Raw genomic sequence first — 21,762 nt, 5'->3', positions numbered from 1 at the left:
GGACGCGGGTCCGGCGCGCTCGTGCTCACCACCGCCGTGGCGCGCGGTATCGCCCTCCACTCCCGACGCCGGTGTGCAGGAAGACGGCCAGGCTGATCAGCCCCACCACCCCGATTCCCGCCATCACCATGCCGAAGACCATGGTCATACGGCCGTCGTTACGGCCGGGATCGGTCACGGCGAGGCGGCCGCGCTCATCGACGAAGCGGTAGGGATCGTCCGGGTCCACCCAGATCCGCACGGTGTCATCGACGGCGGGGCAGGGATCCGGTTCGCAGTTCACCCACGCGCCGCGACCGCCGCTCTGCTCGTATCGCAGCTTGAATCTCTTCGTACCGCCGGAGCGACCGGAGGAGATCTCCACTTTGGTGACGGTCGCCGTCACCGGTGTGCCGGAGTTGCGCAGCTCGCGGACCGTGTCGGCGTGCTCGGAATGGAACCGGGCGCCGATGACCACGGAGAGCGCTCCCACCATCAGGAGCACGCCGAAGAGGAGGTAACCGAGCCTCCAGCGGGACCCGGTGACCGGGGGTGTCGGGATCGGGGGTGCCGGGATCGGGGCCGTCACGGCCGGCTCCGGTGAGGCATGGGCGAAGTTGCGCGTGCGGGCGACACGGCGGTCCTTTCAGGGCAAGGGCTTCCTCCACGGTAGGCCGTTCCCACCCACTCGTCTCGCCCGTTCGCGCACAGCTCGCACCCGCCTCAGGCGGCCATCGCGAGCCCGGCTTCGCGCGCGGCCCGCACCCGCCATGCCCACGCGGCCCCGCCGATCGCGGCCAGCACCTGCAGGACGCCGGTGGCGACCATGACCGGCCCCGGCCCCGCCCAGCCGATCAGCGCACCCCCGACGAGCAGCCCGAGGGACGCTCCGCCGGAGTGCAGGACCGTCTCGACCGTGAACGCGGTCCGGCGGGCCGCTCCGGTCGTCTGCTCACTGATCAGGGCGTTCAGCGCCGCGATCCCCCAAGGCGCCATCGCACCACCCAGCGCCGCGACGGCGGCGACGCCGAGCGGGTTCGGCGCGACCACCGGCAGCAGCACGAAGGCGACACCGAGGCCGATCCAGCACGCGACCTGCATCGCCATGCGCGGCAGGCGATCGATGACCAGCGGCACCAGCAGCGAGGCGATCACCGACGCGGTGCCGTAGCCGCTCATCCCGGCGGCGATAAGCGCGCCGGGCCGGTCGTGCTCCACGCCGAGGACCGCGAGGCCGAGGGTGAACCCGAACCAGCAGACACCACCGATCCCGCCCATCACGACCCCGGCGGCGACCTGCGGGCGGGAACGCAGCACGGTCCGGACCGGGACCCTCTCGGCCCTGCCGGGCACCGGCCCGGACCGCCGCGCGGCGGCGGGCACGGCGAGCATCACCACGGCGGCGACGGCGATGGCGGCGGTCTCGCACCACAGGAGCGGGCCCGTGCCGACCGCGACGACGAGCCACGCGCCCAGCGGCGGGGCGAAGATCATCGAGACGCGATGGGCGAGGTCCTGCCAGGCCAGCCACCTCGCCGGACCCGACCGGCCGCCACCGGCGGCGTACCCGTCGGCGAAGTCGGCGACCAGCGCCCGCTGCGCCGGGCCCAGCAGCGCGCCCGCCGAGCCGGTGACCAGGCCGGACAGGCACAGCGCGACCGCGTCGACGCGCCCGGCCAGCGCCGCGACCGGGACGACGGCCAGGCCGACGGCGTTCACCGCCGTCACGACCGCCAGAGCCCGGCCGGACGTCAGCCGGTCGCGCAGCCCGCGGCCCCACCAGGCGACGGTCAGCAGCGGCAGCCCGGCGAAACCGCCCACCAGGCCGGTCGTCCACGCCTCACCGGTCTCCGCCAGCGCGACCAGCGGCAGGGCGACCGCGGTCATGCGCGAGCCGATCCAGGTGACGAAGGTGATCACGGTCAACAGCATCAGAGATCTCTTCACGCCGTCGATCATGCGGACGCGGCGGCACCGCCGGTAGAGAGCGATCTACCGGCCCGGCTCATACACTGGAGGCATGAGCTCCCGTCTCAGCGTGGAGGACCTGGCACTCGCCGAGGCCATCGCCAGGCACGGCTCGATCGGCGCCGCCGCCAAGGAACTGCTGACCACGCAGCCCTCGGCGTCCCGCCGCCTCGCGGCCCTCGAACGCCGCCTCGGCGCCCGCCTCTTCGAACGCGACACCACCGGCGCGCGGCCGACCGCGGCGGGCCGGGAGTTCACCCGCCACGCCGTCCGCCTGCTGTCGGAGATCGACGAGCTGCCCGACCGCATCCTCACCGCCGACGAGGCTCCGGCGCTCACCATCGGCACGATCCAGGCCCTGTCCTCGATCGTCTTCACGGCCCTCGACGCCGCACTCCCCGACGTCACCGTGCATCCCGAGATCGAGCACGGCCCGGCGCTCATCCAGCGCGTCCACAATGGGCTCCTCGACGCGGCCGTGGTCACCATCGCCGAGCAGACGACCGTGCCCCGCGAGCTCCGCCACATCCGGCTCGGCGTCTCGCCCCTGGTCCTGGTGCTCCCCGAGGGAACCGAGCCCGTCGGGCGGGGAAGGCGGCCCCTGGCGGGGCGCACGGTGATCTACTCCACGATCGACCGGACCGGCGAGACCCTCCACAATCGACTGTCCGCCCTGGGCGCCGCTCCCCGGCGCGGCACCACGATCGAGGCGACCCTGCGGATCGCCCGCCACCGCAAGGTTCCGGCCCTCCTGTCGCTCCTGGCGGCGCGCTGGTGGGCCGCGCCGGGCGACCGGATCACGCCGTCGCCGATCCCCGGCAGGCTCACGATCTCGCTGGTCGCCCGGCCCCCGCTCCCGGAGTTTCTCGACCGGGCCCTGCCGGGCATCACCGGCTGGATCTTCGGGAGCGAGGCCGAGCGCTGAAGCGGGGTTCTCACTCCCCTCCGCGCATCTCGCGCACCTCCGGCACGGCCAGGACCACCGCCGTCGCGGCGGCGATCGCCCCGGCCGACAGCCACAGCGTGCGGCCGAGGCCCAGGCGGTCGGACGCCGGTCCGGCCAGCGCGGCACCCAGCGGGGTGAGCCCGAAGGACCCGAGCGCCTCGTAGGCGACCACGCGGGAGAACTTCTCGTGCGGGATCTCCCGCCGCAGCACCGTCATCCAGTTGACCGCGAAGACCTCGACCCCGATCCCGGCGAGGAGGGCGGCCGCGCAGACCACCGCGAGCGGCGTCCCGGCGGCCAGCGCGGCGGGCGGGGCGGCGAGGAGGGCCCCGGCGGCGACGGCCGTCGCGAGTGGACGCGGGGTGCGCAGGCGGGTCATGAGCAGGCCGCCGAGGATCATCCCGGCCGCGTCGCAGGACAGCACGAGACCCCAGTCGCGTGCTCCGCCGAGGGTGTGGTCGGCGGCGAGGGCGCCGAGGACGGCGAAGGCGCCCACGCCGAGGGCGTTGACCACGGCGAACTGGGCCACGACGGTCCACAGCCAGCGGCGGCGGGCGAATTCCGTCCAGCCCTCGCGCAGCTCGGTGAGCAGCCCGGTACGGCGGCGCAGGCGTCCCTCGGCGGGCATGCGGGTGGCGAGGACGGCGGCGTAGACGAAGGTGGCCGCGTCGAGGGCGAGCACCCAGCCCGGTCCCAGGCCCGCGGCCAGGAGGCCGCCGCAGGCGGCGCCGGCGACCTGGGCGGCGTTGAGGCCGGTGCGGAAGATCGCGAAGGCGCGGGCGGCGTGCTCGCGGTCGACCGAGCGCATGAGCAGGCCCTCGGTGGCCGGCATCCGGAAGGCGATGGCGAGCCCGTTGCCGGCGGCGAAGGCGACGAGCCAGCCGATGTGGACGGTGTGGGTGAGCACGGTCAGCGCGAAGAGGGCCTGGGCGAGGGCGCTGACGAGGTTGGCGGCGACGATGACGTGGTGGCGCTGGAGGCGGTCGGCGATGACGCCGCCGAGCAGGAAGAAGAGCACGGCGGGAACGGTTCCGGCGGCCGAGACCAGGCCGATCGCGGTGCCCGAGCCGTCGGCGTCGAGGATCGCGAAGGCCGAGGCGACGGGCGCGGCGGCGGTGCCGAAGACGGAGATGACGGCGCCGGACAGCTGCAGCCGGTAGGTACGGCTGCGCCAGGGACTCGCGCCGATGGTGGGCGCGGTCGGGTCGTTCATACACGCTCCTGTGACAGTCACACTTGAGATAGTGTCAATTACGCCTATCACCTTTGCCGCTACCCTGGTCCTGTGTCAAGGGAGAAGCCCCCGTCGGGAGCGGAGCTGGCCGAGGCGTTCATGCGCACCACGCACGCGCTGCGGCGCTTCGCCGGGCAGCCCTACACCCGGCGCGGCTGGTCGCCCTCGCGGGTGCTGCTGATGCTGGCCGTACAGGAGGCCGGCACCCCGCGCATGGGCGAGCTCAAGGCCAAACTGGGCGTCACCGGCCGCTCCATCACGTCCCTCGTGGACGGCCTGGAGGACGAGGGCCTGCTGCGCCGCCGCGACGACGCCGAGGACCGCCGCTCGATCCGGCTGGAGATCACCCCCAAGGGCGAGGAGCACCTCGGCGAGATCAAGGCCCTCCACGACGCGCACGCCGAGGCCACCTTCGACGTCCTGAGCGACGCGGAGAAGACCGCGCTGCTGGACGTCCTGGACCGCCTGCGCGACCGCGTCGGCGAGTGAGCGCGAAGGGACGAGACGTCCCTCCGCGCCCGTGCGATCAGTCCTTCAGCACGCCCTCAGCGCGCAGCCACGTCTCACACGCGGCCGTCCACGTCGCGGTGTGCTCCTCGCGGGCGATGAACACGTGCCCCTGCCCGCCGTACTCCACGCCGTCGGCGAGGCCGATGCCGTGCGTGCCGCGCGGGTAGACGTGCAGCTCGACGGGGACGCCCGCCGCCGCCAGCGCCCGCGTCCACTCCAGCGAGTTGGGCAGGCCCGGCGGGTCCTGGGCCGCCGCCCACACGAACGCCGGGCACACCGAGGCGTCGACGTGCTTGGCGGGCGAGAGTTCGTCCTTGAGGTGGATCAGGTCCCCCAGCAGACCCTCGACCGCCGCCGGTGGCAGCAGGTCGAAGTCGGCCAGGGCGTAGGCCAGCACCGCGAAGTCCGGGCGCGGCGGATCGGCCACACCGTCCTCGATGGACAAGACCGTGCCGGTCATGAGCAGACCCGCCAAGTGCCCGCCCGCGCTGGAGCCGATGACGCCGACGGGACCGACGTCGAGCCCGTGCGAGCCGTACCGGATGTGGCCGAGGGCGGCCCGGGCGTCCTCAAGGGGCGCCGGGAACGTCTCGGGCAGCAGCCGGTAGTCCAGCACGAAGGCGTGCAGCCCGATGCCCGACAGCCAGCGGGCGTAGCCTTCGCCCTCGTGCGGGGGGAGTTCCCGGTAACGGCCACCGGGCAGGACCAGGATCGACGGCCGGGGACCGGTGAAACGGTCGTGGGCCGGGTAAACGGTGATGTGCTCTGAGATGGATGCCTGAGTTGGCAAGATGGCGATGCCACCTTTCAGTACCGCGCCTCCATGCCTGACGATCCGTCCGCCACCGGCACGCGACGCTCCGGGAATGCTAACCGCCGCCGCCACACCGGTCGAGTGGTATATCCGAATGCGCATCCGCCGCGACCGGGGTAGAACGGCGATATGGACGAAGAGGCCCTCGCGGGCGGCAGAATCTCCGGCGTGGTGCGCATCGGCGACGCCGTCCACCGGCCCGCGCGGCCCTGGACGCCGACGGTGCACGCGCTGCTGACCCACCTGCGCGACACCGGCTTCGAGGGCGTACCCGAGCCGCTCGGCTACGACGAGCACGGCCGCGAGATGCTCGCCTACCTGCCCGGCGAGACCGCCGGGGAACCGCCGTGGCCGGACTGGGTCTTCGCCGATGACACCCTCGTCCAGATGGGACGCTGGCTGCGCGGCCTGCACGACGCCACCGCCGCCTACCGCCCGGCCGGGGACGCGGTGTGGTTCGCCGGGCAGAGCTGGCGTCCGGGCCTCATCATCGGCCACCACGACGCCGGTCCCCACAACGCCGTCTGGCGCGAGGGCCGGCTGGCCGGATTCGTCGACTGGGACACCGCCGGTCCCTCCAGCCGCGAACTCGACCTGGCCTTCACCGCCCTGACCTGGGTGCCGCTGCACGCCCGGGACCTGGCCACCCTGACCGGGTTCACCGCCTTCGACGAGCGCGCCGGGCGGCTGCGGACCCTCCTGGACGCCTACGGCTACGACGGCGACCGCGCCGGTTTCGGCACCGCCGTGGCCGCCCGCGCCCGGATCAACGCCGCCGGGATCCGCCGGCTGGCCGCCTCCGGCGACCCCGCGTACGCGAACCTGCTGCCGCTCGCCGAGGACTACGAGCGCTCAGCGCGGGAGATCGAGGAGCTGCCGGGGTCGTTCTGGGCGTGAGGCACGTGCGAGGATCGCGCCGTGACGACGAACGATCTTGGCCCGCTGCGGGCGGCGACCACTCGTGACCGCGACGCGGTCCTGCACCTCTGGTCCCTGCTGTTCGACGAGGACGAGGCGGGCGGGCCGTGGCGGACGCACGCGGCCGAGTGGTTCACCCGCTCCGTCGGCGATCCGGGCAACGTGCGCCTGCCGCTCATCGAGGCCGGCGGCGAGATCGTGGCCACCGCGATCGGCACCCTCGAACTCGGCGTGCCCAACCCGCAGAGCCCCAGGGGACGCGCGGTGCGGCTGGCCAACGTCATCACCCTGCCCGAGCACCGCGGCAAAGGACACGGGCGCGCACTCGTCCTCGACGTGATCGAGTGGGCGCGGTCCATCGACGCCGACCGCCTCGACCTGAGCGCCACACCCGAAGGGCAGCGCCTCTACGACCGGCTCGGCTTCACCCTGACCTCGGCCCCGCGGATGAAGCTCGTCCTGTGAGCCGGTGTCCGCGCGCGGACACCGGCCCGGCGTGCGGCCTAGAGGGCGTCGCGGCGCATGTCGCGGATCTCCGGGCGCGCCTCGAAACCACCCGACTGATACGCGGCCACCGCACCCACGTTGGAGCTCTGGGCGCCCACGAGCGCGCTGGACGCGCCCATCTCCCGCAGCGCGGCGGCCGCGGCGCGGGTGATCGCGCGGGCGTGACCGCGTCCACGGTGGTCGGCGTGGACGCCCATCGGCTCCAGCAGGCCGGGCTTGCCCGGACCCGCCGACCACACCGTCACCATCGCCACCGCGTCATCGCCGTCGTAGGCGATAAGGCAGCGCGCGTCGGCGTAGGCCTTCGAGGCGGCCATGGTGTGCCACAGCTCGGCGGTCATCATCGTGCTGCCGAAGGCCGAGCGCTGCACGGCCGCGCGCACCTCCGCCAGCTCGGGGCCGACGACCTCGATGCGCAGGCCGGGGTCCTCGACCGGGTCGGTGAGGTCGCGGCGCAGCGGCGTCCACTTCTCGTCCTCGTGCCAGCCGGCCTCGGCGAGCCGGGTCTGGAGCAGCGCGTCGATCGGGGCCTCCACCCAGACCTCTTCGGCGGGCAGGACCCCCCGCTCGGGGTCGCCGAAGTCGGCGACGAGCCGCGCGGCGAGCTCTTCGTCCTGACGGACGTCGGGGGCCATCGTCATGCGCAGGAGGACGGGCATGTCGAGCAGGGCGAGGGCGATGATGCGGCCGTCGCGGCTCCAGGTCCTCACCGCCGCGGCCGTCACCTCCGCACCGGTCTTCCCGAACCAGCCGAGGTCACCGGGGTGCAGCTGCATCGGCGCCCCCTCGTACTGCCACTCGCGCAAGGCCGCGACGGCGGCGTCGAGCTCGGTGACGGTGGGGGTGCTCAGAACAATCGACATGGGCGCGATCTCACACCATCCCGCGATCATCCGCATCCGGTTTATGCGCGATCGACGGTTCGTGTCGTACCCGCGTTCTACGGTGTCGGGAGGTCTCGTCACGGGAGGTTGGGCCGATGAGAGCACTGCTGACGTCGTCGGGGATCACCGGCGACGCCATCGAGGGCGCGCTGGTGGAGCTGCTGGGCAAACCGATCGGGGAATCGAGCGCGCTCATCGTCCCCACCGCCCTCCTGCCCTTCACCGGTGGGCCCGGCATGGCCTGGCGGGCGATAGCCGGCCGCGACCGCTCACGCCTGGGCGCGCTCGGCTGGCGGTCCCTGGGCGTCCTGGACCTGACCGCGCTGCCGAGCATCGATGAGGCGACGTGGACGGCGGCGGTCCGCGAGGCCGACGCGCTGCTGTTCTGCGGCGGCGACCCGATGTTCCTCGCCGGGTGGATGCGCCGCTCCGGCCTGGCCGCCCTGCTGCCCGACCTGCGTCCCGAGGCCGTCTACGTCGGCGTGAGCGCCGGAAGCATCGCCGCCGCGGCCACCTTCGCCGAGACCTACCGCGAGCCGCCCCACGGCGCCGACGAGCCGCTGTCCTCGCAGGACATCGTCTTCTCCACACCCGACGGCGACGTCGACCGCATCCTGGTCACCGCACACGGCGCGGGCCTGACCGACTTCGCGGTGATCCCGCACTTCGAAAACCCCGGCCACCCCGACGCCTCCCGCGTCAACGCCGAGCGGTGGGCGGCCCACATCCCGGCGCCGACGTACGCCATCGACGATGACACCGCGATCACGGTCGTCGACGGCGTCGTCGAGATCGTCGGCAAGGGACGGTGGGAGCTGTTCCCACCCCGCGACTAGTCCTCGCCGAGCGTGCCCAGCACGCCCGTTAGCCAGCCGATCCAGAACTCCTCCATGCCGATCCCGGCGGCCAGGATCGCGTGCTGGAGCCGCACGCCCTCGGGCGCGCCCGCCGGGTCGGGGAAGTCGCGCGCCTCGATGTCGCGGTAGGCGGCCAGGCGCTCGGCGTGCAGCTGACGGTGCCGCCGCAGCTCCTCGGCGAGACCCTCGGAGCCGACGACGGCCGCCGCGCGCAGCCGCAGCATCAGCGGCTCCCGCACCGGCCGGGGGTCCTCACTGGCCGCGACCCAGTCGCGCAGGGCCGCGCGACCGGCGTCCAGGACCTCGTACTCCCGGCGGCGGCCGCGCGCGGGCGGCCCCGGCAGGGCGCGAATGAGCGCGGCCTCCTCCAGGCGGCCCAGCTCCCGGTAGATCTGCTGGTGGGTCGCCGGCCAGAAGAACCCGATCGACTTGTCGAAGCGGCGCGTCAGCTCCAGCCCCGAGGACGGCTTCTCCAGCAGGGCGGTGAGGATGGCGTGCGGCAGCGACATGGCCCCTATATTGCAGCAGCCAGGCGCGTGCCCTGGTCGATGGCGCGCTTCGCGTCGAGTTCGGCGGCCACGTCGGCGCCGCCGATCAGGTGCGGACGCAGTCCCGCCGCCACGAGCTCGTCGTGGAGGTCCCGGCGCGGCTCCTGCCCCGCGCACACCACCACCGTGTCCACGGGCAGAACCTGCGCCCGCCCGTCGACGGTGACGTGCAGGCCCTCGTCGTCGACGCGCTCGTAGGTGACGCCGGAGACCATCACCACGCCACGGTGGCGCAACTCGGCCCGGTGGATCCACCCGGTCGTCTTGCCCAGCCCGGCGCCGACCTTGCTGTCCTTGCGCTGCAGCAGGTGGACGGTGCGCGGCGAGGACGGGCGGACCGGCGCGGCCAGCCCGCCCGGTCCGCGATGCTCGCCGTCCACGCCCCACCCGGCGAAGAACAGCTCACGGTCGAGCGAGGCGTCCTTCTCGGGCGCGGTGAGGAACTCGGCGACGTCGAAGCCGATGCCACCGGCGCCCAGGACCGCCACCCGCTCCCCCGCGACGACCTCGCCGCGCAGCACGTCCAGGTACCCCACCACGCTCGGGTGATCGATGCCGGGCAGGTCCGGGACGCGCGGGCGCACACCGGTGGCCAGCACGACCTCGTCGAAGCCGCTCAGGTCGGCGGCGGTGACGGTGGTGTTGAGACGCACCTCCACACCGAGCGCGTCGAGGCGGTGCCGGTAGTAGCGCAGGGTCTCCTCGAACTCGCTCTTGCCCGGCACGCGCCGCGCCACATCGAGCTGCCCGCCGATCACCGGCGCGGCGTCATGGAGGGTGACGGCGTGCCCCCGCTCGGCCGCGGCGACCGCGAAGGCGAGCCCCGCCGGTCCAGCGCCGACGACCGCGACACGCTTGCGCGACCTCGTCGGCGACAGCACCAGCTCGGTCTCATGACAGGCGCGCGGATTGACCAGACACGAGGTGATCTTCCCGCTGAACGTGTGGTCCAGGCACGCCTGATTGCACGCGATGCACGTGTTGATCGCCTCGGGCGTCCCCGCGGCGGCCTTGGCCACGAAGTCCGGATCGGCCAGGAACGGCCGCGCCAGCGACACCAGGTCCCCATGCCCCTCGGCCAGCACCCGCTCGGCCAGCTCAGGCGTGTTGAGGCGATTGCCGGTGACCAGCGGAACCGAAACGGCACCCATCAGCCGCTTCGTGACATGCGTGAACGCCCCGCGCGGAACCTTCGCCGCGATAGTCGGAATGCGCGCCTCATGCCAGCCGATGCCGGTGGAGATGATGCCGGCCCCCGCCGCCTCGATCTCCTTGGCGAGCGCGACGACCTCGTCGAGAGTCGAGCCGCCGGGTACCAGGTCGAGCATCGACAGCCGGTACATGACGATGAAGTCGGAGCCGAGCCGCTCACGCACCCGCCGGACGATCTCGACGGGGAAGCGGACGCGGTCGGCGTACGCGCCGCCCCACTCGTCCTCGCGCTTGTTGGTGGCCGCCGAGATGAACTCGTTGATCAGGTAGCCCTCGGACCCCATGATCTCCACCCCGTCGTACCCGGCCTCACGCGCGAGCGCGGCACACCGCGTGAAGTCGGCGACGGTCTGCTCGACCTCGGCGGTGGTCAGCTCACGCGGCGTGAAAGGGCTGATCGGCGCCTGAATCGCACTCGGCGCCACGAGTGCCGGATGGTAGGCGTAGCGCCCGAAATGCAGGATCTGCATGACGATGCGGCCACCCTCGGCGTGCACGGCCTCGGTGACGACGCGGTGCCGCGCGGCCTCCGCCGCCGTGGTCAGCATCGCGCCACCCGGATAGGGCCGCCCGGCCTCGTTGGGGGCGATCCCGCCGGTGACGATCAGCCCCGCGCCACCCCGCGCCCGCTCGGCGTAGAAGGCCGCCATCCGCTCGAACCCACCCGGCGCCTCTTCGAGCCCCACGTGCATCGAGCCCATGATCACCCGGTTGGGCAGGGTGGTGAAGCCCAGGTCGAGCGGCTGGAGCAGGTGCGGGTAGGTGGGCATGCGGGCCTCCTCGGTCGGAGGTCCTTTTTAACGCACCCGGGGCACCTTTTGCAACTGAGTGCAAAACCGAGGTGGCGCAGATGGATATCGCGCCAGCTGCGAGCTTTACATCCCGACCCCACACTCAGGGAGATAGACGATCCTGCATGCCCATAGCGATGGTCGTCACGACTACGAAAGGTGTCCACCCCATTGACCAGCCCAACGATGCTCATACCTCCGCCAGCCACGGCCCGCCGACGCCACCCTGCCCAATGACCACCCGATGCCCTGCAAGACCTTCGAGCCCGGCCTGACTAGATCCGCCGCTATCAAGTCGCTACACGACGTCGACCTCATGGTCGTCACGCCTGGCCACAACACAGCCGTCATGGGCGGTCAAGGACCAGCCTGAAAGGCCCTGGCAATCTCGCCGGAACGCCAGGCCAATCTCAAAGGGCACTTCCGATGGCTGGCGGCTTCAAACTCCCTCCGACACCCTCGCAGACAGAAAGCATCGCTTCCGAGTGCAGAGGCGACCTCTGTTGTTCGGAAGCCACGCGAGAGCCAGTCAAGAGCAGGTTCCAGCTCGGCACAAGCCAGTCGCAGTGAGGAGAGCGGCCCCTCCTAGTTGAGTCACGGTCGACATCCAGCAATGAGGTGTCGGACCACACAGCTAGGGTTGCAGAAGGTAGCTCCGCCCGGACCAGGTAGGCCCGCAAGGCGCGGATGAGCGTGCACCAGCTCTCGTTTGGGGGACCTCGTGACCGAGCCAAACCTCGCACTCTGGTCGGACGATCCGGCGCGGGTCGACCTGTTGTCATTCGACGCTGTTGCAAAGACAGTCGCCGACGCCCTACTTGACGAGGCACTTGACCCTGTCGCTCTTGGCTTGTCCGGGAGCTGGGGAAGCGGCAAGACGACCGTGCTTGGCCTGGTTGCCGAGGAACTTGAGCAGCGTGGCACGCCGAGCAGCAAAGTTCTGATCATCCAGACTGACCCCTGGCGCTATGACCCCGCCACGGGCGCCAAGGAGAGCCTCATCGCGGAGGTCCTTGGGGCACTCGCTGATGAAGTTGACCGGTCGGAGACCAAGACCGACAAAGCGAAGAAGCTGCTGGGTCGCCTGGTAAAACGCATCGACTGGGCGAAAGCCATCAAACTGGCAGCCACTTCCTCGCTCACACTGCAGATCCCCTCCTTCGACAAGCTTGTCGAGCTCGTCAAGCCGAAGGCAGGCGATGAGGACTCAGTCCGTGGCCTTGATGCCTTCCGTGACGAGTTCGCCGAACTCATGCAATCCGATGATCTGAAGCATGTCCAGGCTGTGGTCGTCCTCGTTGATGACCTTGATCGGTGTTTGCCGGCGACTGTGGTCGAGAGCCTCGAAGCGATGCGGTTGTTCCTCGCTGTCCCGAAGATGTCGTTCGTCATCGCCGCCGACGAGGAACGGGTCGCCGACGCCATCCGAACTCGGTTCGCAACAACCAGGAGGTCCGACGAGAGCGACCTTGACCAGCACGACCCAGCAACGCTCTACCTGCATAAGATCGTCCAGACGACCATCCCGCTGCCTGCCCTCAGTCACTTCGACACACAGGCCTATCTCTTGCTGTTGCAGCTTCAGGCAACTGCCGCGGCGGAGCACCTCTCCGCGCTCATCGACCGGTGCGTCCAGATCCGCCGAGATGGTGGGACTGTTGACGACATCGGCGCGATCGACGGTCTCGCCATGGAGGACGAGCTAGCCTTCGCTTCCCGATTGACACCGCTGCTGTACGAGAAGCTGAGCGGCAACCCGCGTTACATCAAACGGTTCCTTAATGATCTACGCGTTCGTCAGTCCGTGGCATCACGCCGTGGCATCACGCTCGATCCGAGTGTCGTAGCGAAGCTAATGACCCTCGAGGCCCTGATGAAGCCGGAGTTCAAACTCCTGCTCGGCTGGTTCGCCAAGGGCGAGATGCGGAATCAGCTGGATCGCCTTGAAGATGAGGCAGGGCGACCTGCCCCCACGGACACAGCGCCCGACGCTGATCCACCCACGAATTCTGACGATACTGATAACGGTGACTCCACTGCCCGACCTCGACGAGGTGGACGACGCACACTTGAGCCCCCCACAGCGGCAACAACGTCAGGACAGTTCACGCAAGCCATGGTGCGCTGGGCCAAACTGGTACCACCGCTGCGAGGGCTAGACCTCTCCCCGTACTTGACGCTCGCTGCCGGCTTCGCTGGCGTGACACTGATCGATGAGAGTCTGCCCGAACGACTTCGCGACATCGCCGCCAACCTGCTGTCTGACTCCAAGCGCGAAAGTGCTTCGGTGACTGACGGGGAGCTAGAGAAACTAGGAGCAGGCGACACTGCCGACTTGTTGCGTCACATTGGACGAACACTGCGCGACCAGCCCTCCAAACAGAAGGCAGGCGTGAATGCGATCTTCCGCATCCTCCACTGCCAACCCGAAGCAGATTCCGACGCACGAGATGCCCTGCTAATGCTTCCCCCAAGCGAGATCACGATTGCCACACCAATGCAGTTCAAGTCCGACGAGCCCGCGAAGATCTGGAGCGTTCTTACGACCTGGAAGGAGAAGGTTCGGGAGGGGGCGGTCAAGCGTGCCATCGAGAGTAAGATCAAGCAACGAGGAGGCTCCTGATGGGAACCAGTGGAGCCTACTCGGGTAGCGGCGGCAAGGACGGCAAGGCGATCCGAGACGCCATCGGCGACTACCTGAGCGACCTGGCCGGAGATCACGACGACAGGAAGTCCAGTGGCGAGCGGTCACCGCTCGATCCCAACGATCTGCGACGAATCATTAACCTGATTCGCCCCCACCCGGCGTCAGGCGGCGGTAGCGATGGCCCTAGCGGCGGAAGTGGATCCGCCTCACGTGACAGAGGCACAGGGGAGAGGGGCGGCGGTGGGCCGCAGCGGTCGGCTGCTGCCTCGGCTCGCACCGCAGGGCGGGCGGCAGCAGCTGCCTATGCCTACCGCGCGGGTGACGCCGCAACCCTCCAACGTCTTGGGCTGGACTACAACGAACTCTGCGGGCTTGGTGATGAGTTCGAGGTACTTCGCCGTATCGTCGACATGGCATGTTCGGTACCGGACAGCACGATTGAGGATCACGAGCAGCGCCGGGTCGCCGCCGAGGTGGCGGAGTGGGTGATGGAGCAGGAGCGCGATGGCATCCCACCCTCCCCTGTGGAGATCGTGCGACAGACGATCGCGACCATCATCGCTGAAGCTCTACTCGTCGAGTCCGGTGACCAGGTGAACAGCTCTAGTCATGCCTACATCACCGAGAGTGATATTCGTGACGCGGCCGAAGCAATCGCCGCTCAGGCAACCTTGTCAGTCGATGGCACTTCCGAGGATGAGCTCGGCAACGCCATCGAGGCAGGTATCGAGACGCTTCGCCACATTGTCGGAGGTACTGGCTGATGCCACGGTTCACGCTTCGCCTGGCCGCTCCGGACGATGCCTCGCACGAGGAGGCAACCGAGTCCTTTTACTGGCTGACTGACCAGCGATCATCCTTTACACCGGGTATCGGACCGAGCCTTGGCGCCCTCGGCGATGTGGCACCACTCAACGTTGACTTCACCCGGATCGCGTTGACGGTGTTCGCAGCCGATCGGTCCGTCATGCGCGAAGGCGGTGGGTCGAACTGGAATCAGCGCGCGTTTGAGTTGATGATCCCCGTCTCAGAGCCCTCAACCTGGCAAGCGGTCGCTGGGCAGCTGGAGCTTGCTATCGGCTTCCTTAGCGGCGACCGCTGGACACTCACATTCACCAAGACCAAGGCCCCCACCGAAGCTGTACGACTGCCAGACCCGACCACCTCACCGAAGCGCGTTGTGCTGCTCAGCGGTGGTGCGGACTCCGCAGTGGGCGGTTTGCACTCTCGATCGCAACTCGCGAGGAACGAACAACACATCCTGCTCTCGCACTTCAGCAACACCCTGCTGGCACCGATCCAGCAGCACGTCGCCGCTGAGATTGAGCGGCTAGTCCCAGGCCCAGGCCAGCAGCATGTCGTCGTTCATCTCGGGCGCCGTGAGAAGCGCATCGATGAGAGTACATATCCAACAGAGCCCACCAGCCGCTCTCGGTCACTTGTGTTCATAGCACTCGGGCTGGCCGTGGCCTCGATCTACGGCGTGCCCCTCTGGATTCCAGAGAACGGCTTCGCATCGATCAACCCTCCGCTCGGCCCAGAGCGCCTCGGCAGCCTGTCGACCCGCACCACACACCCGGCCTTCCTCGATAGCCTCTCTGAAGTACTGACGGCGGTGGGCGCGCATTCAACAATCGAGAACCCATTCAAGACAACCACGAAGGGCGAGATGTACCAAAAGGTCGTCGACCTTGTGGGTGCAAAGCAAGCCTCGGCATTCCTCAGCGCGACTCATTCTTGCGGCTTGACCGGCCAGCGGACCCACCACATCTCTACAATGACTCCGTGCGGCGTCTGCTTCGGCTGCGTTCTCCGACGGGCGTCGTTCACTGCCTCGGGCGTTACAGATGCCACAAACTACATCGCACCGAGCACCGACGCGGCGGTCCAGAAGTGGCTCGAGAGTAAGTCGGTCGAGCAACAGGTACGCAACTTCATGCGTCGCGGAGTGAAGACGCGAGACCTCGCGGCTCTCAGCCTGCCGCAAAGCCTTCGGCTTCGGGACGCGCTCGACCTGTGCCAGCGCGGGATCAACGAACTTCGGAGCCTCTACCCATGAGTCGTCTTCCTCAGATCGATATGCATGCCCACATCGAGGCCGATATCCCGGCCAGTGACCTGACAAACCTAGGAGCGTTGGTCTTCGCCGCCACACGTTCACTTGACGAGGCGGAAGGTGCCCTACGGCGCCGCGATGCGTGGACAGTGTGGGGCGTCGGGTGTCATCCCGGCCTCGTTGGTGCCCAGAAGGCCTTCGAGACCGACCGCTTCGCCTCCCTCAGCACCAGCACGCCATATGTCAGCGAGGTAGGGCTGGACGGCAAGTCACGCGTCCCTATGGAGATGCAACGAGCAACGTTTGCCGCAGTTTTGAGTGTGTTGCAAGCGAGCCCACGGATAACAAGCATCCACAGTTACGCAGCAATCGATGACGTGCTCGATTGTCTCGACGAGTGGCCAATCCATGGCGCCGTGTTGCACTGGTGGCTGGGTAGCCCCGCGCAGACCCGACGGGCAGTTGATCGTGACTGCTTCTTCTCGGTCAATGCCGCCATGCTACGACAACATAATCTGGTTTCACGGATACCACTTGATCGGGTCTTGCCAGAGACGGACCATCCCTTCGGAGATCGATCTGGCGGCGATGGCCGACGGCCAGGAAGAGTAGGTGATGTCGAACTGGCTCTGGCGCAGATTCATCAGCTGACCCCAGAGAAGATTCGACAGACCACCTGGCGGAATCTCGGCGAACTCATCCGTAACACTCGGTGCGGCATGTTGCTGCCACGACAAGCACGGGTGACACTGGCGGCCTCATGAGCCGCAGCCATAGACCCTCCGGCCGGACAGCCTTCGCCAGTTCGCCGGTGCTGCGCTCGCAGCGCAGGGACTTGGTAGCCGACCTGCTGGAGCGGGGCGGGCACCCCCGGATCGAACGTCGGAGTCGAGCAGCTTGCCTACGCGGTCACGCAGCCGGCGATGTCGTGGTTTCCCGAGGAGTTCGAAGAGGCCCTGAGGGCGGGCGCGTTCACCCCGCGCACCTGGGGCATTTGCTACAACGGCGGCCTCGACGACGATCAGGCCGACATCGTCGACATGGATCTGCGCGACTTCTGGCTGGCGATCCATCCCGACAGGCCCTACCCGCTCGACGAGCAGTAGGCGCCCGTCTAGAGCTGGAGCGCGGCGAGACTCTCGACGCGGCGGTCCGCTTAGGCCGCGAGCGGCCCGAAGATCTGCGTCCCCGGCGCATCCGCGTCGTCACCCGCCCAGAACTCGAACCACAGGTCGGCGAACTCCGCGCGCGACAGGCTCCCGTCGCCGTCGGTGTCCAGCCGCGCGAAGACCTCCGGTCCGGGGGCCTTGCCGCTCCACGCCTCGATCATGCGGCCGTACTCGCCGGGTGAGACCAGGTCGTCGGCGTTCTCGTCGACGGCTTCGAACATCGCGTCGGCGGTGGCGGTGACGGCCTCGCGCATGCCGGGCAGGCGGTCGACCACGGTCAGGACCTCGTCGACGGTGACCTTGCCGTCGCGGTTGACGTCGGAGGCGGCCAGGAGGGTCGCCCACCAGCCGAGCATGATCGCGGCGAGGCGTTCGGGGTCACCGGCGACGCGGACGGCCGACCAGCGGGCGGCCAGGGCCCGGAAGTCGCTCTCCTCCAGGAAGCCGTCGCCGTCGGCGTCCATGCCGGTGAAGACCACGCCGATCTTGCGTCGCTGCAGCTCGCTCGCCATGGCCCGATGCTAGGGGCCGGGCCATGGCGTGCACGTCGTACATCGGGTCAGGCACTGGGGTTGACACCGGCCATTTTGGCCGTCATGCCCCGCGAGACGCGCGTGACGAACCGGCGGGGACGGCGCGGGGTGAGGTGGGCCATCGCGAAGTTCGAGGAGCCCTTGGCGACCACGTATCCGGAGTTGCGGTCATAGGCGCCGAGGGCGAGGGTGGCGATCTCCTCGGGCGTGCCGACCTTGCCGCCGATGCTGGACGCGCTGGCGCTCATGCCGTCGAAGAAGGCGGTCTCGGTGGGGCCGGGGCAGACGGCGAGGACGCGGACGCCGCGCTTCTCGTACTCCGCCCACAGCGCGAGGCTGAAGTTGAGCACGAAGGTCTTGGTGGCGGCGTAGGACGCGAAGTAGGGCGAGGGCTGGAATCCGGCGGTGGAGGCGATGTTGATGACGCCGCCGTGGCCGCGTTCGAGCATGCCGGGCAGCAGCGCGTGGGTGAGGTCGACGAGGGCGACGACGTTGACCATGAGCATGCGGTGCTCGGCGTCGGCGTCGATGTCCTCGAAGCGGCCGGAGGTGCCGAATCCGGCGTTGTTGACCAGGAGGTCGACGGGACGGGTGAGCCGCTCGGTGATCGCGGCGGCCGCGCCGGGGAGGGAGAGGTCCTGCGGAATGACGTCGACGGCGATGCCGTGGGCGGCGCGCAGGCGGGCGGCGATGGCGTCCAGGCGGTCCTTGGTGCGGGCGACGAGAACGAGGTCGTGGCCTTCGGCGGCGAGGCGCTCGGCGAAAGCGGTGCCGATGCCCGAGGACGCGCCGGTGATGAGTGCGGTGCTCATGTGATGACTCCTTCGAGAGGTAACTGCGACATCAATGTAGCAGTTTTCTCCGAACATGCAACATCGTTGTTTCAGTTGATGCGGTAACCAGGACAGCCATGTAGCCTTTCGCGCATGAGATCCGATGCGGCACGCAGCACCCGCGCCATCATTGAGGCCGCCGAACGCGTCCTGAGCGCCAATCCGGCCGCCAGCCTGGAGCAGATCGCCGAGGCCGCGGGCGTCGCGCGCACCACCGTCCACCGCCGCTTCGCCGGACGCGAGGCGCTCCTGCGCACCATGGGCGCCCAGGCCTGGGCGCAGATCCGCGACGCCGTCGCCGAGATCGTCCAGGACGCCGCGCCGCCCATGGTCGCCTGGCACCGCGCCACCACCGCCGTGCTCGCCGTCAAACACGGCTGGACCTTCGCGCTGACCCACATCGACGAGGCCGACGCCGAGACACTCGCCGTCATCGGCGAGGTCACCGCCATCACCGACACGTTCCTCCTGCGCGCCCGCGACGCCGGGCTCCTGCGCCCCGAGGCCGACCTGGAATGGGTCCGCCGCGTCTACATGGCGCTCATCAGCGAGAGCGTCCACGGGCAGGCCGAGCACGGCGACGCCGACGCGACCCGCGTCCTGGACACGCTGCTGCGCGGATTCGGGGCCTGAGCATTCGCACGGACCAAGTGGACGGTGGCGATGTCGGCGTGCTGATCTCGTGCTCATATCGCGTTCATCTTGACGACGTCTAGTTAAACCACTGTGGACGATCAAGCCGCTTAGAAAGATCACGGAAGCGTTCCCCACCCCGATAGGAATCTCCGTGAAGAGAAGCACGCGGATCGCCGTCGCCCTCGCGACGGCGGCCACGCTGGCCGGATTGCTGCCGGTGAGCCCGGCGCAGGCGGCCGGGACCACGTACACCGACGCCGAGATCGCCGCGATGACGCCGGCGGCCCAAGACCGGCTGCTCGGTCCACTGAGGAGGGTCGCCAACGCGGTGGACGCCTTCGGGCGCGAGGGAGGCGCGGCGTACTACTCCGGCCTCGCCCTCGACGGCAACCACGGCTCGGTCACCGTCTACCTCACCGACACCGGGCGCAAGGACGCCGTTCTGGCCGCCGCGCGGCGCAGCGACAAGGGCGCCGACGTGAGCCTGCTGCGGTTCGCCCGCGGCGCGTACAGCCGCAAGGAGCTGCAGGCCGCGCGCGAGCAGGTCCTGGACCGGCCGTCGCTGGTCGCCACGAGCATCGAGTCGGTCTCCGTGCCGCCCACCGGCGAGGGCCTGAAGGTCCGCGTCGCCCAGGGCACCGCGCTGACGGCCGCGAAGGCACCGGCGCAGCTGTTCGGTGTCCCGGTGACCGTGGAGACGGTGCAGGGCTCCGGCGAGGACAAGTCGCGGCGGCGCGACGAGCGTCCGTGGATCGGCGGGGCGGCGCTGACCGCCAGCTACCAGAACGACGCCTGGACGTGCACGTCGGGCATCCCCGCCCGCCGCAACTACGACAACCGCTGGTTCCTGATCACCGCCGCCCACTGCTACAACGAGGGCGACGAGATCTACACCGGCCCCGAGGGCGGCGGCCGCAACCACGTGGGCCGGCTCGCCTATGAGCACCAGCTCTACGACGCGGCCGCCATCGACACCAGCAACACCGGCCCGACCCTGTCCTGGGTCTGGGAGGGCGGCCAGGACAACGCCACCGACGCACCCATCGACGGCTACAAGTACTCCTACTACGGCGACTGGGTCTGCCAGTCCGGGTTCACCTCCGGGCAGGTGTGCGGCATCCACGTCCTCGGGCCCGACGTCAAGTGGACCGGCAGCAACGGCCAGAAGCACCGCGGCGTCGAGGGCGTCAAGGACGACGGCATCCCCTCGCGCGGCGGCGACTCCGGCGGCCTGGTGTGGACCTACACGAGCAACGGACGACAGGCGCGCGGCCTGGTCAGCTGGGGCGACCCGTGGGGCACCATGCGCTGGACCGAGGCGACCGACATCCTCGGCGCGTGGGGCATGAGCCTGGCGTAGCCGGACGGGTGCCGCCCCGGATGGGGCGGCACCCGCCGAAGTGGTCGTTCTAGAAATCGTCCGGGTCGTCCTGCCATTCGATCACGGTCGGGCGTTCGGCGGTCTCGGTGAACTCCTCCACGGCCTTCCAGACCTCGGCCAGCGGTAGCTCGCCGTCGCCGGGGTAGCTGTAGAGGACCCCGACCGCATCGACGTCGGCGGGTGGGGGCGTGCCGAGGCTGAACCACACGCCATCGGCCATGTACCGCAACGCACCCACGCCGCGGTCCCCGTCGACGACCACCTGCAGCTCGTGATCGGGGAAGCCACTGGGGAGCCTGGGGCGGCGCAGGTGGTAGACGCGCATCGGGGTTCCGTGAACCGCCTTGGGGAGATAGGCGGCGAGCCCTTCTCGAAGCGCGGCGACGTCGTGAACCGCGACGATGAGAGGCTCATCGGTGGCGGGAAGGTAGATCTCCACCGCGTCGGTCGCATCAGTCATGGTCGGGCCTTCCCACGTAGGTCTTACTGCGCATCGCGCCGTCGGCGTCGCGCCAGTGGACCGTCAGGCGCGAGTCTTCCCTGAGCCATATTGGTAGCAACTGGTCGCAGGACAGGGCGCCGCGACACGGCCCGTCCGGGTGGTTGATCGTGACCTGTGAGTCGGTGATGCCGTCGCGGCGCATCTGCAATGCCCACTTGAGTTCCACGTCGGACGCCACATTGGGCTTGCCCTTCGCCGGCACAAGGCCGAGGCGCCGGGCGAGCTTGACTCCGTCGACATAGCGCCAGTCGTGCGTCTGGCCGTCGGGGGTCTTCTCACCGCTGACGACCGGCACCGTCTCGCCGTCCTTGCCCGTCGCGCTTCCGTGCGTGTGGCGGGGCGGCTTGGGCGGAAACGCGGGCAGACCCCGCCATGTCCCCTCGGCGTCGTATGCACCTCCGGGCGCCTCCGACGCCGAGCCACCGGACGCCGCCGACGCCGAACTACCCCCGCCCGGCCCGTTGCCCTTGACGACCTCGACGTACTCGCCGAGGGTCATAAGAGCCGCTGCCGCATGGGCGTCGGCCTCGGCGAGGCTGTCCGCCGCCGCCGTCATCCCCGCCAGTGACGCCGTCGCGGCGGAGTTGCCGGACCCGTCGAAGGCCGTCGACAGGTGCTCGTACGACTCGCCGAACTTCTCCGCTCCGGCCCGCGCGTGTTCGCGCGCCGCACCGATTGCCGCGCGTACCGCCTCCAGGGCGGCGATTACGTCCGCTAACGCCCCCACCTCGCGCCCTCCTCCGTCGAGGGAGTGACGCTATCGCCGCCCTCGGACGAAACGCCGTCACGCGCGTTCGGGCGACCGCCCGTGACGGCCTCGACCTTCGCGGACGCGAG

At 69.7% G+C, this 21,762-nt stretch carries 23 protein-coding genes; 12 read left to right on the top strand and 11 right to left on the bottom strand.

What is annotated here, in order from left to right:
* Positions 1-25 precede the first annotated feature (25 nt).
* Both QSK10_RS13625 and QSK10_RS13620 read right to left on the bottom strand, forming a co-directional pair.
* Complete coding sequence (locus QSK10_RS13625) at positions 26-568, bottom strand: DUF3592 domain-containing protein (protein ID WP_285663140.1); 543 nt, start codon at positions 566-568, stop codon at positions 26-28.
* 134 nt (positions 569-702) lie between these two features.
* Positions 703-1,926, bottom strand: a complete 1,224-nt coding sequence (locus QSK10_RS13620) for an MFS transporter (RefSeq protein ID WP_285663139.1) — start codon at positions 1,924-1,926, stop codon at positions 703-705.
* Positions 1,927-1,999: 73 nt separating this feature from the next.
* Here QSK10_RS13620 and QSK10_RS13615 point away from each other — a divergent pair, with 73 nt between their 5' ends.
* On the top strand, positions 2,000-2,872 hold the full coding sequence (locus QSK10_RS13615) for a LysR family transcriptional regulator (protein ID WP_285663138.1): 873 nt from the start codon (positions 2,000-2,002) through the stop codon (positions 2,870-2,872).
* 10 nt (positions 2,873-2,882) lie between these two features.
* Here QSK10_RS13615 and QSK10_RS13610 read toward each other — a convergent pair whose 3' ends face one another.
* Entirely contained in the window at positions 2,883-4,106 is a 1,224-nt protein-coding gene (locus tag QSK10_RS13610; protein ID WP_285663137.1) for an MFS transporter, read from the bottom strand.
* Positions 4,107-4,178: 72 nt separating this feature from the next.
* Between QSK10_RS13610 and QSK10_RS13605 the strand changes: the two genes are divergently transcribed.
* Positions 4,179-4,616 (top strand): MarR family winged helix-turn-helix transcriptional regulator, encoded by a 438-nt coding sequence (locus tag QSK10_RS13605; RefSeq protein ID WP_285663136.1) that lies wholly within the window; start codon positions 4,179-4,181, stop codon positions 4,614-4,616.
* A 37-nt stretch (positions 4,617-4,653) separates the two neighbouring features.
* Here the strand turns inward: QSK10_RS13605 and QSK10_RS13600 are convergent, their stop codons facing one another.
* The gene (locus QSK10_RS13600; protein WP_285663135.1) at positions 4,654-5,427 is read right to left on the bottom strand and encodes an alpha/beta hydrolase; all 774 of its coding nucleotides are present in this window, start codon (positions 5,425-5,427) and stop codon (positions 4,654-4,656) included.
* A gap of 153 nt (positions 5,428-5,580) precedes the next feature.
* On the opposite strand from QSK10_RS13600, the gene QSK10_RS13595 reads away from it, so the two are divergent.
* Positions 5,581-6,348 (top strand): phosphotransferase, encoded by a 768-nt coding sequence (locus tag QSK10_RS13595; RefSeq protein ID WP_285663134.1) that lies wholly within the window; start codon positions 5,581-5,583, stop codon positions 6,346-6,348.
* Between the two features lie 21 nt (positions 6,349-6,369).
* Positions 6,370-6,834: a GNAT family N-acetyltransferase gene (locus tag QSK10_RS13590; RefSeq protein WP_285663133.1), complete on the top strand. Its 465-nt coding sequence runs from the start codon at positions 6,370-6,372 to the stop codon at positions 6,832-6,834.
* 38 nt (positions 6,835-6,872) lie between these two features.
* On the opposite strand, the gene QSK10_RS13585 is transcribed toward QSK10_RS13590, so the two are convergent.
* Complete coding sequence (locus tag QSK10_RS13585; RefSeq protein WP_285663132.1) at positions 6,873-7,739, bottom strand: GNAT family N-acetyltransferase; 867 nt, start codon at positions 7,737-7,739, stop codon at positions 6,873-6,875.
* 116 nt (positions 7,740-7,855) lie between these two features.
* Here QSK10_RS13585 and QSK10_RS13580 point away from each other — a divergent pair, with 116 nt between their 5' ends.
* Positions 7,856-8,596, top strand: coding sequence for a Type 1 glutamine amidotransferase-like domain-containing protein (locus tag QSK10_RS13580; RefSeq protein WP_285663131.1), 741 nt, complete (start codon positions 7,856-7,858; stop codon positions 8,594-8,596).
* On the opposite strand, the gene QSK10_RS13575 is transcribed toward QSK10_RS13580, so the two are convergent.
* Positions 8,593-9,126, bottom strand: a complete 534-nt coding sequence (locus tag QSK10_RS13575) for a PadR family transcriptional regulator (protein ID WP_285663130.1) — start codon at positions 9,124-9,126, stop codon at positions 8,593-8,595. The genes QSK10_RS13580 and QSK10_RS13575 overlap by 4 nt on opposite strands.
* A gap of 5 nt (positions 9,127-9,131) precedes the next feature.
* Positions 9,132-11,147, bottom strand: a complete 2,016-nt coding sequence (locus QSK10_RS13570) for an NADPH-dependent 2,4-dienoyl-CoA reductase (RefSeq protein ID WP_285663129.1) — start codon at positions 11,145-11,147, stop codon at positions 9,132-9,134.
* A 742-nt stretch (positions 11,148-11,889) separates the two neighbouring features.
* Here QSK10_RS13570 and QSK10_RS13565 point away from each other — a divergent pair.
* From QSK10_RS13565 to QSK10_RS13545, 5 genes are all read left to right on the top strand, one after another.
* Positions 11,890-13,791, top strand: coding sequence for a KAP family P-loop NTPase fold protein (locus tag QSK10_RS13565; protein ID WP_285663128.1), 1,902 nt, complete (start codon positions 11,890-11,892; stop codon positions 13,789-13,791).
* A complete protein-coding gene (locus tag QSK10_RS13560; protein WP_285663127.1) occupies positions 13,791-14,579 on the top strand; it encodes a hypothetical protein in 789 nt (262 codons plus the stop codon). Before QSK10_RS13565 ends, QSK10_RS13560 begins: the two co-directional genes overlap by 1 nt.
* Entirely contained in the window at positions 14,579-15,874 is a 1,296-nt protein-coding gene (locus tag QSK10_RS13555) for an adenine nucleotide alpha hydrolase family protein (protein WP_285663126.1), read from the top strand. Before QSK10_RS13560 ends, QSK10_RS13555 begins: the two co-directional genes overlap by 1 nt.
* Complete coding sequence (locus QSK10_RS13550; protein ID WP_285663125.1) at positions 15,871-16,635, top strand: TatD family hydrolase; 765 nt, start codon at positions 15,871-15,873, stop codon at positions 16,633-16,635. Before QSK10_RS13555 ends, QSK10_RS13550 begins: the two co-directional genes overlap by 4 nt.
* Positions 16,636-16,794: 159 nt before the next feature.
* On the top strand, positions 16,795-16,977 hold the full coding sequence (locus tag QSK10_RS13545) for a hypothetical protein (protein WP_285663124.1): 183 nt from the start codon (positions 16,795-16,797) through the stop codon (positions 16,975-16,977).
* Between the two features lie 50 nt (positions 16,978-17,027).
* Here QSK10_RS13545 and QSK10_RS13540 read toward each other — a convergent pair whose 3' ends face one another.
* Both QSK10_RS13540 and QSK10_RS13535 read right to left on the bottom strand, forming a co-directional pair.
* Positions 17,028-17,552: an EF-hand domain-containing protein gene (locus QSK10_RS13540; RefSeq protein WP_285663123.1), complete on the bottom strand. Its 525-nt coding sequence runs from the start codon at positions 17,550-17,552 to the stop codon at positions 17,028-17,030.
* A gap of 47 nt (positions 17,553-17,599) precedes the next feature.
* On the bottom strand, positions 17,600-18,385 hold the full coding sequence (locus QSK10_RS13535) for an SDR family NAD(P)-dependent oxidoreductase (RefSeq protein ID WP_285663122.1): 786 nt from the start codon (positions 18,383-18,385) through the stop codon (positions 17,600-17,602).
* Between the two features lie 114 nt (positions 18,386-18,499).
* On the opposite strand from QSK10_RS13535, the gene QSK10_RS13530 reads away from it, so the two are divergent.
* Together QSK10_RS13530 and QSK10_RS13525 are read left to right on the top strand one after the other, a co-directional pair.
* Positions 18,500-19,039: a TetR/AcrR family transcriptional regulator gene (locus tag QSK10_RS13530; protein ID WP_285663121.1), complete on the top strand. Its 540-nt coding sequence runs from the start codon at positions 18,500-18,502 to the stop codon at positions 19,037-19,039.
* 154 nt (positions 19,040-19,193) lie between these two features.
* Positions 19,194-20,402: a chymotrypsin family serine protease gene (locus QSK10_RS13525; protein ID WP_285663120.1), complete on the top strand. Its 1,209-nt coding sequence runs from the start codon at positions 19,194-19,196 to the stop codon at positions 20,400-20,402.
* Between the two features lie 49 nt (positions 20,403-20,451).
* Here the strand turns inward: QSK10_RS13525 and QSK10_RS13520 are convergent, their stop codons facing one another.
* Both QSK10_RS13520 and QSK10_RS13515 read right to left on the bottom strand, forming a co-directional pair.
* Positions 20,452-20,883, bottom strand: a complete 432-nt coding sequence (locus QSK10_RS13520) for an Imm1 family immunity protein (RefSeq protein ID WP_285663119.1) — start codon at positions 20,881-20,883, stop codon at positions 20,452-20,454.
* Positions 20,876-21,652 carry a DddA-like double-stranded DNA deaminase toxin gene (locus tag QSK10_RS13515; RefSeq protein ID WP_285663118.1) on the bottom strand — a complete coding sequence of 259 codons (777 nt, stop codon included), beginning with the start codon at positions 21,650-21,652 and terminating at the stop codon, positions 20,876-20,878. The genes QSK10_RS13520 and QSK10_RS13515 overlap by 8 nt, the downstream gene beginning before the upstream one ends.
* Between the last annotated feature and the right edge of the window lie 110 nt (positions 21,653-21,762).

The sequence above is a fragment of the Actinorhabdospora filicis genome, from assembly GCF_030269765.1.
Classification (GTDB): Bacteria; Actinomycetota; Actinomycetes; order Mycobacteriales; family Micromonosporaceae; genus Actinorhabdospora; species Actinorhabdospora filicis.
Note: the sequence above shows the minus strand (reverse complement) of the source record. Positions and strands in the feature narration are given on the sequence as shown.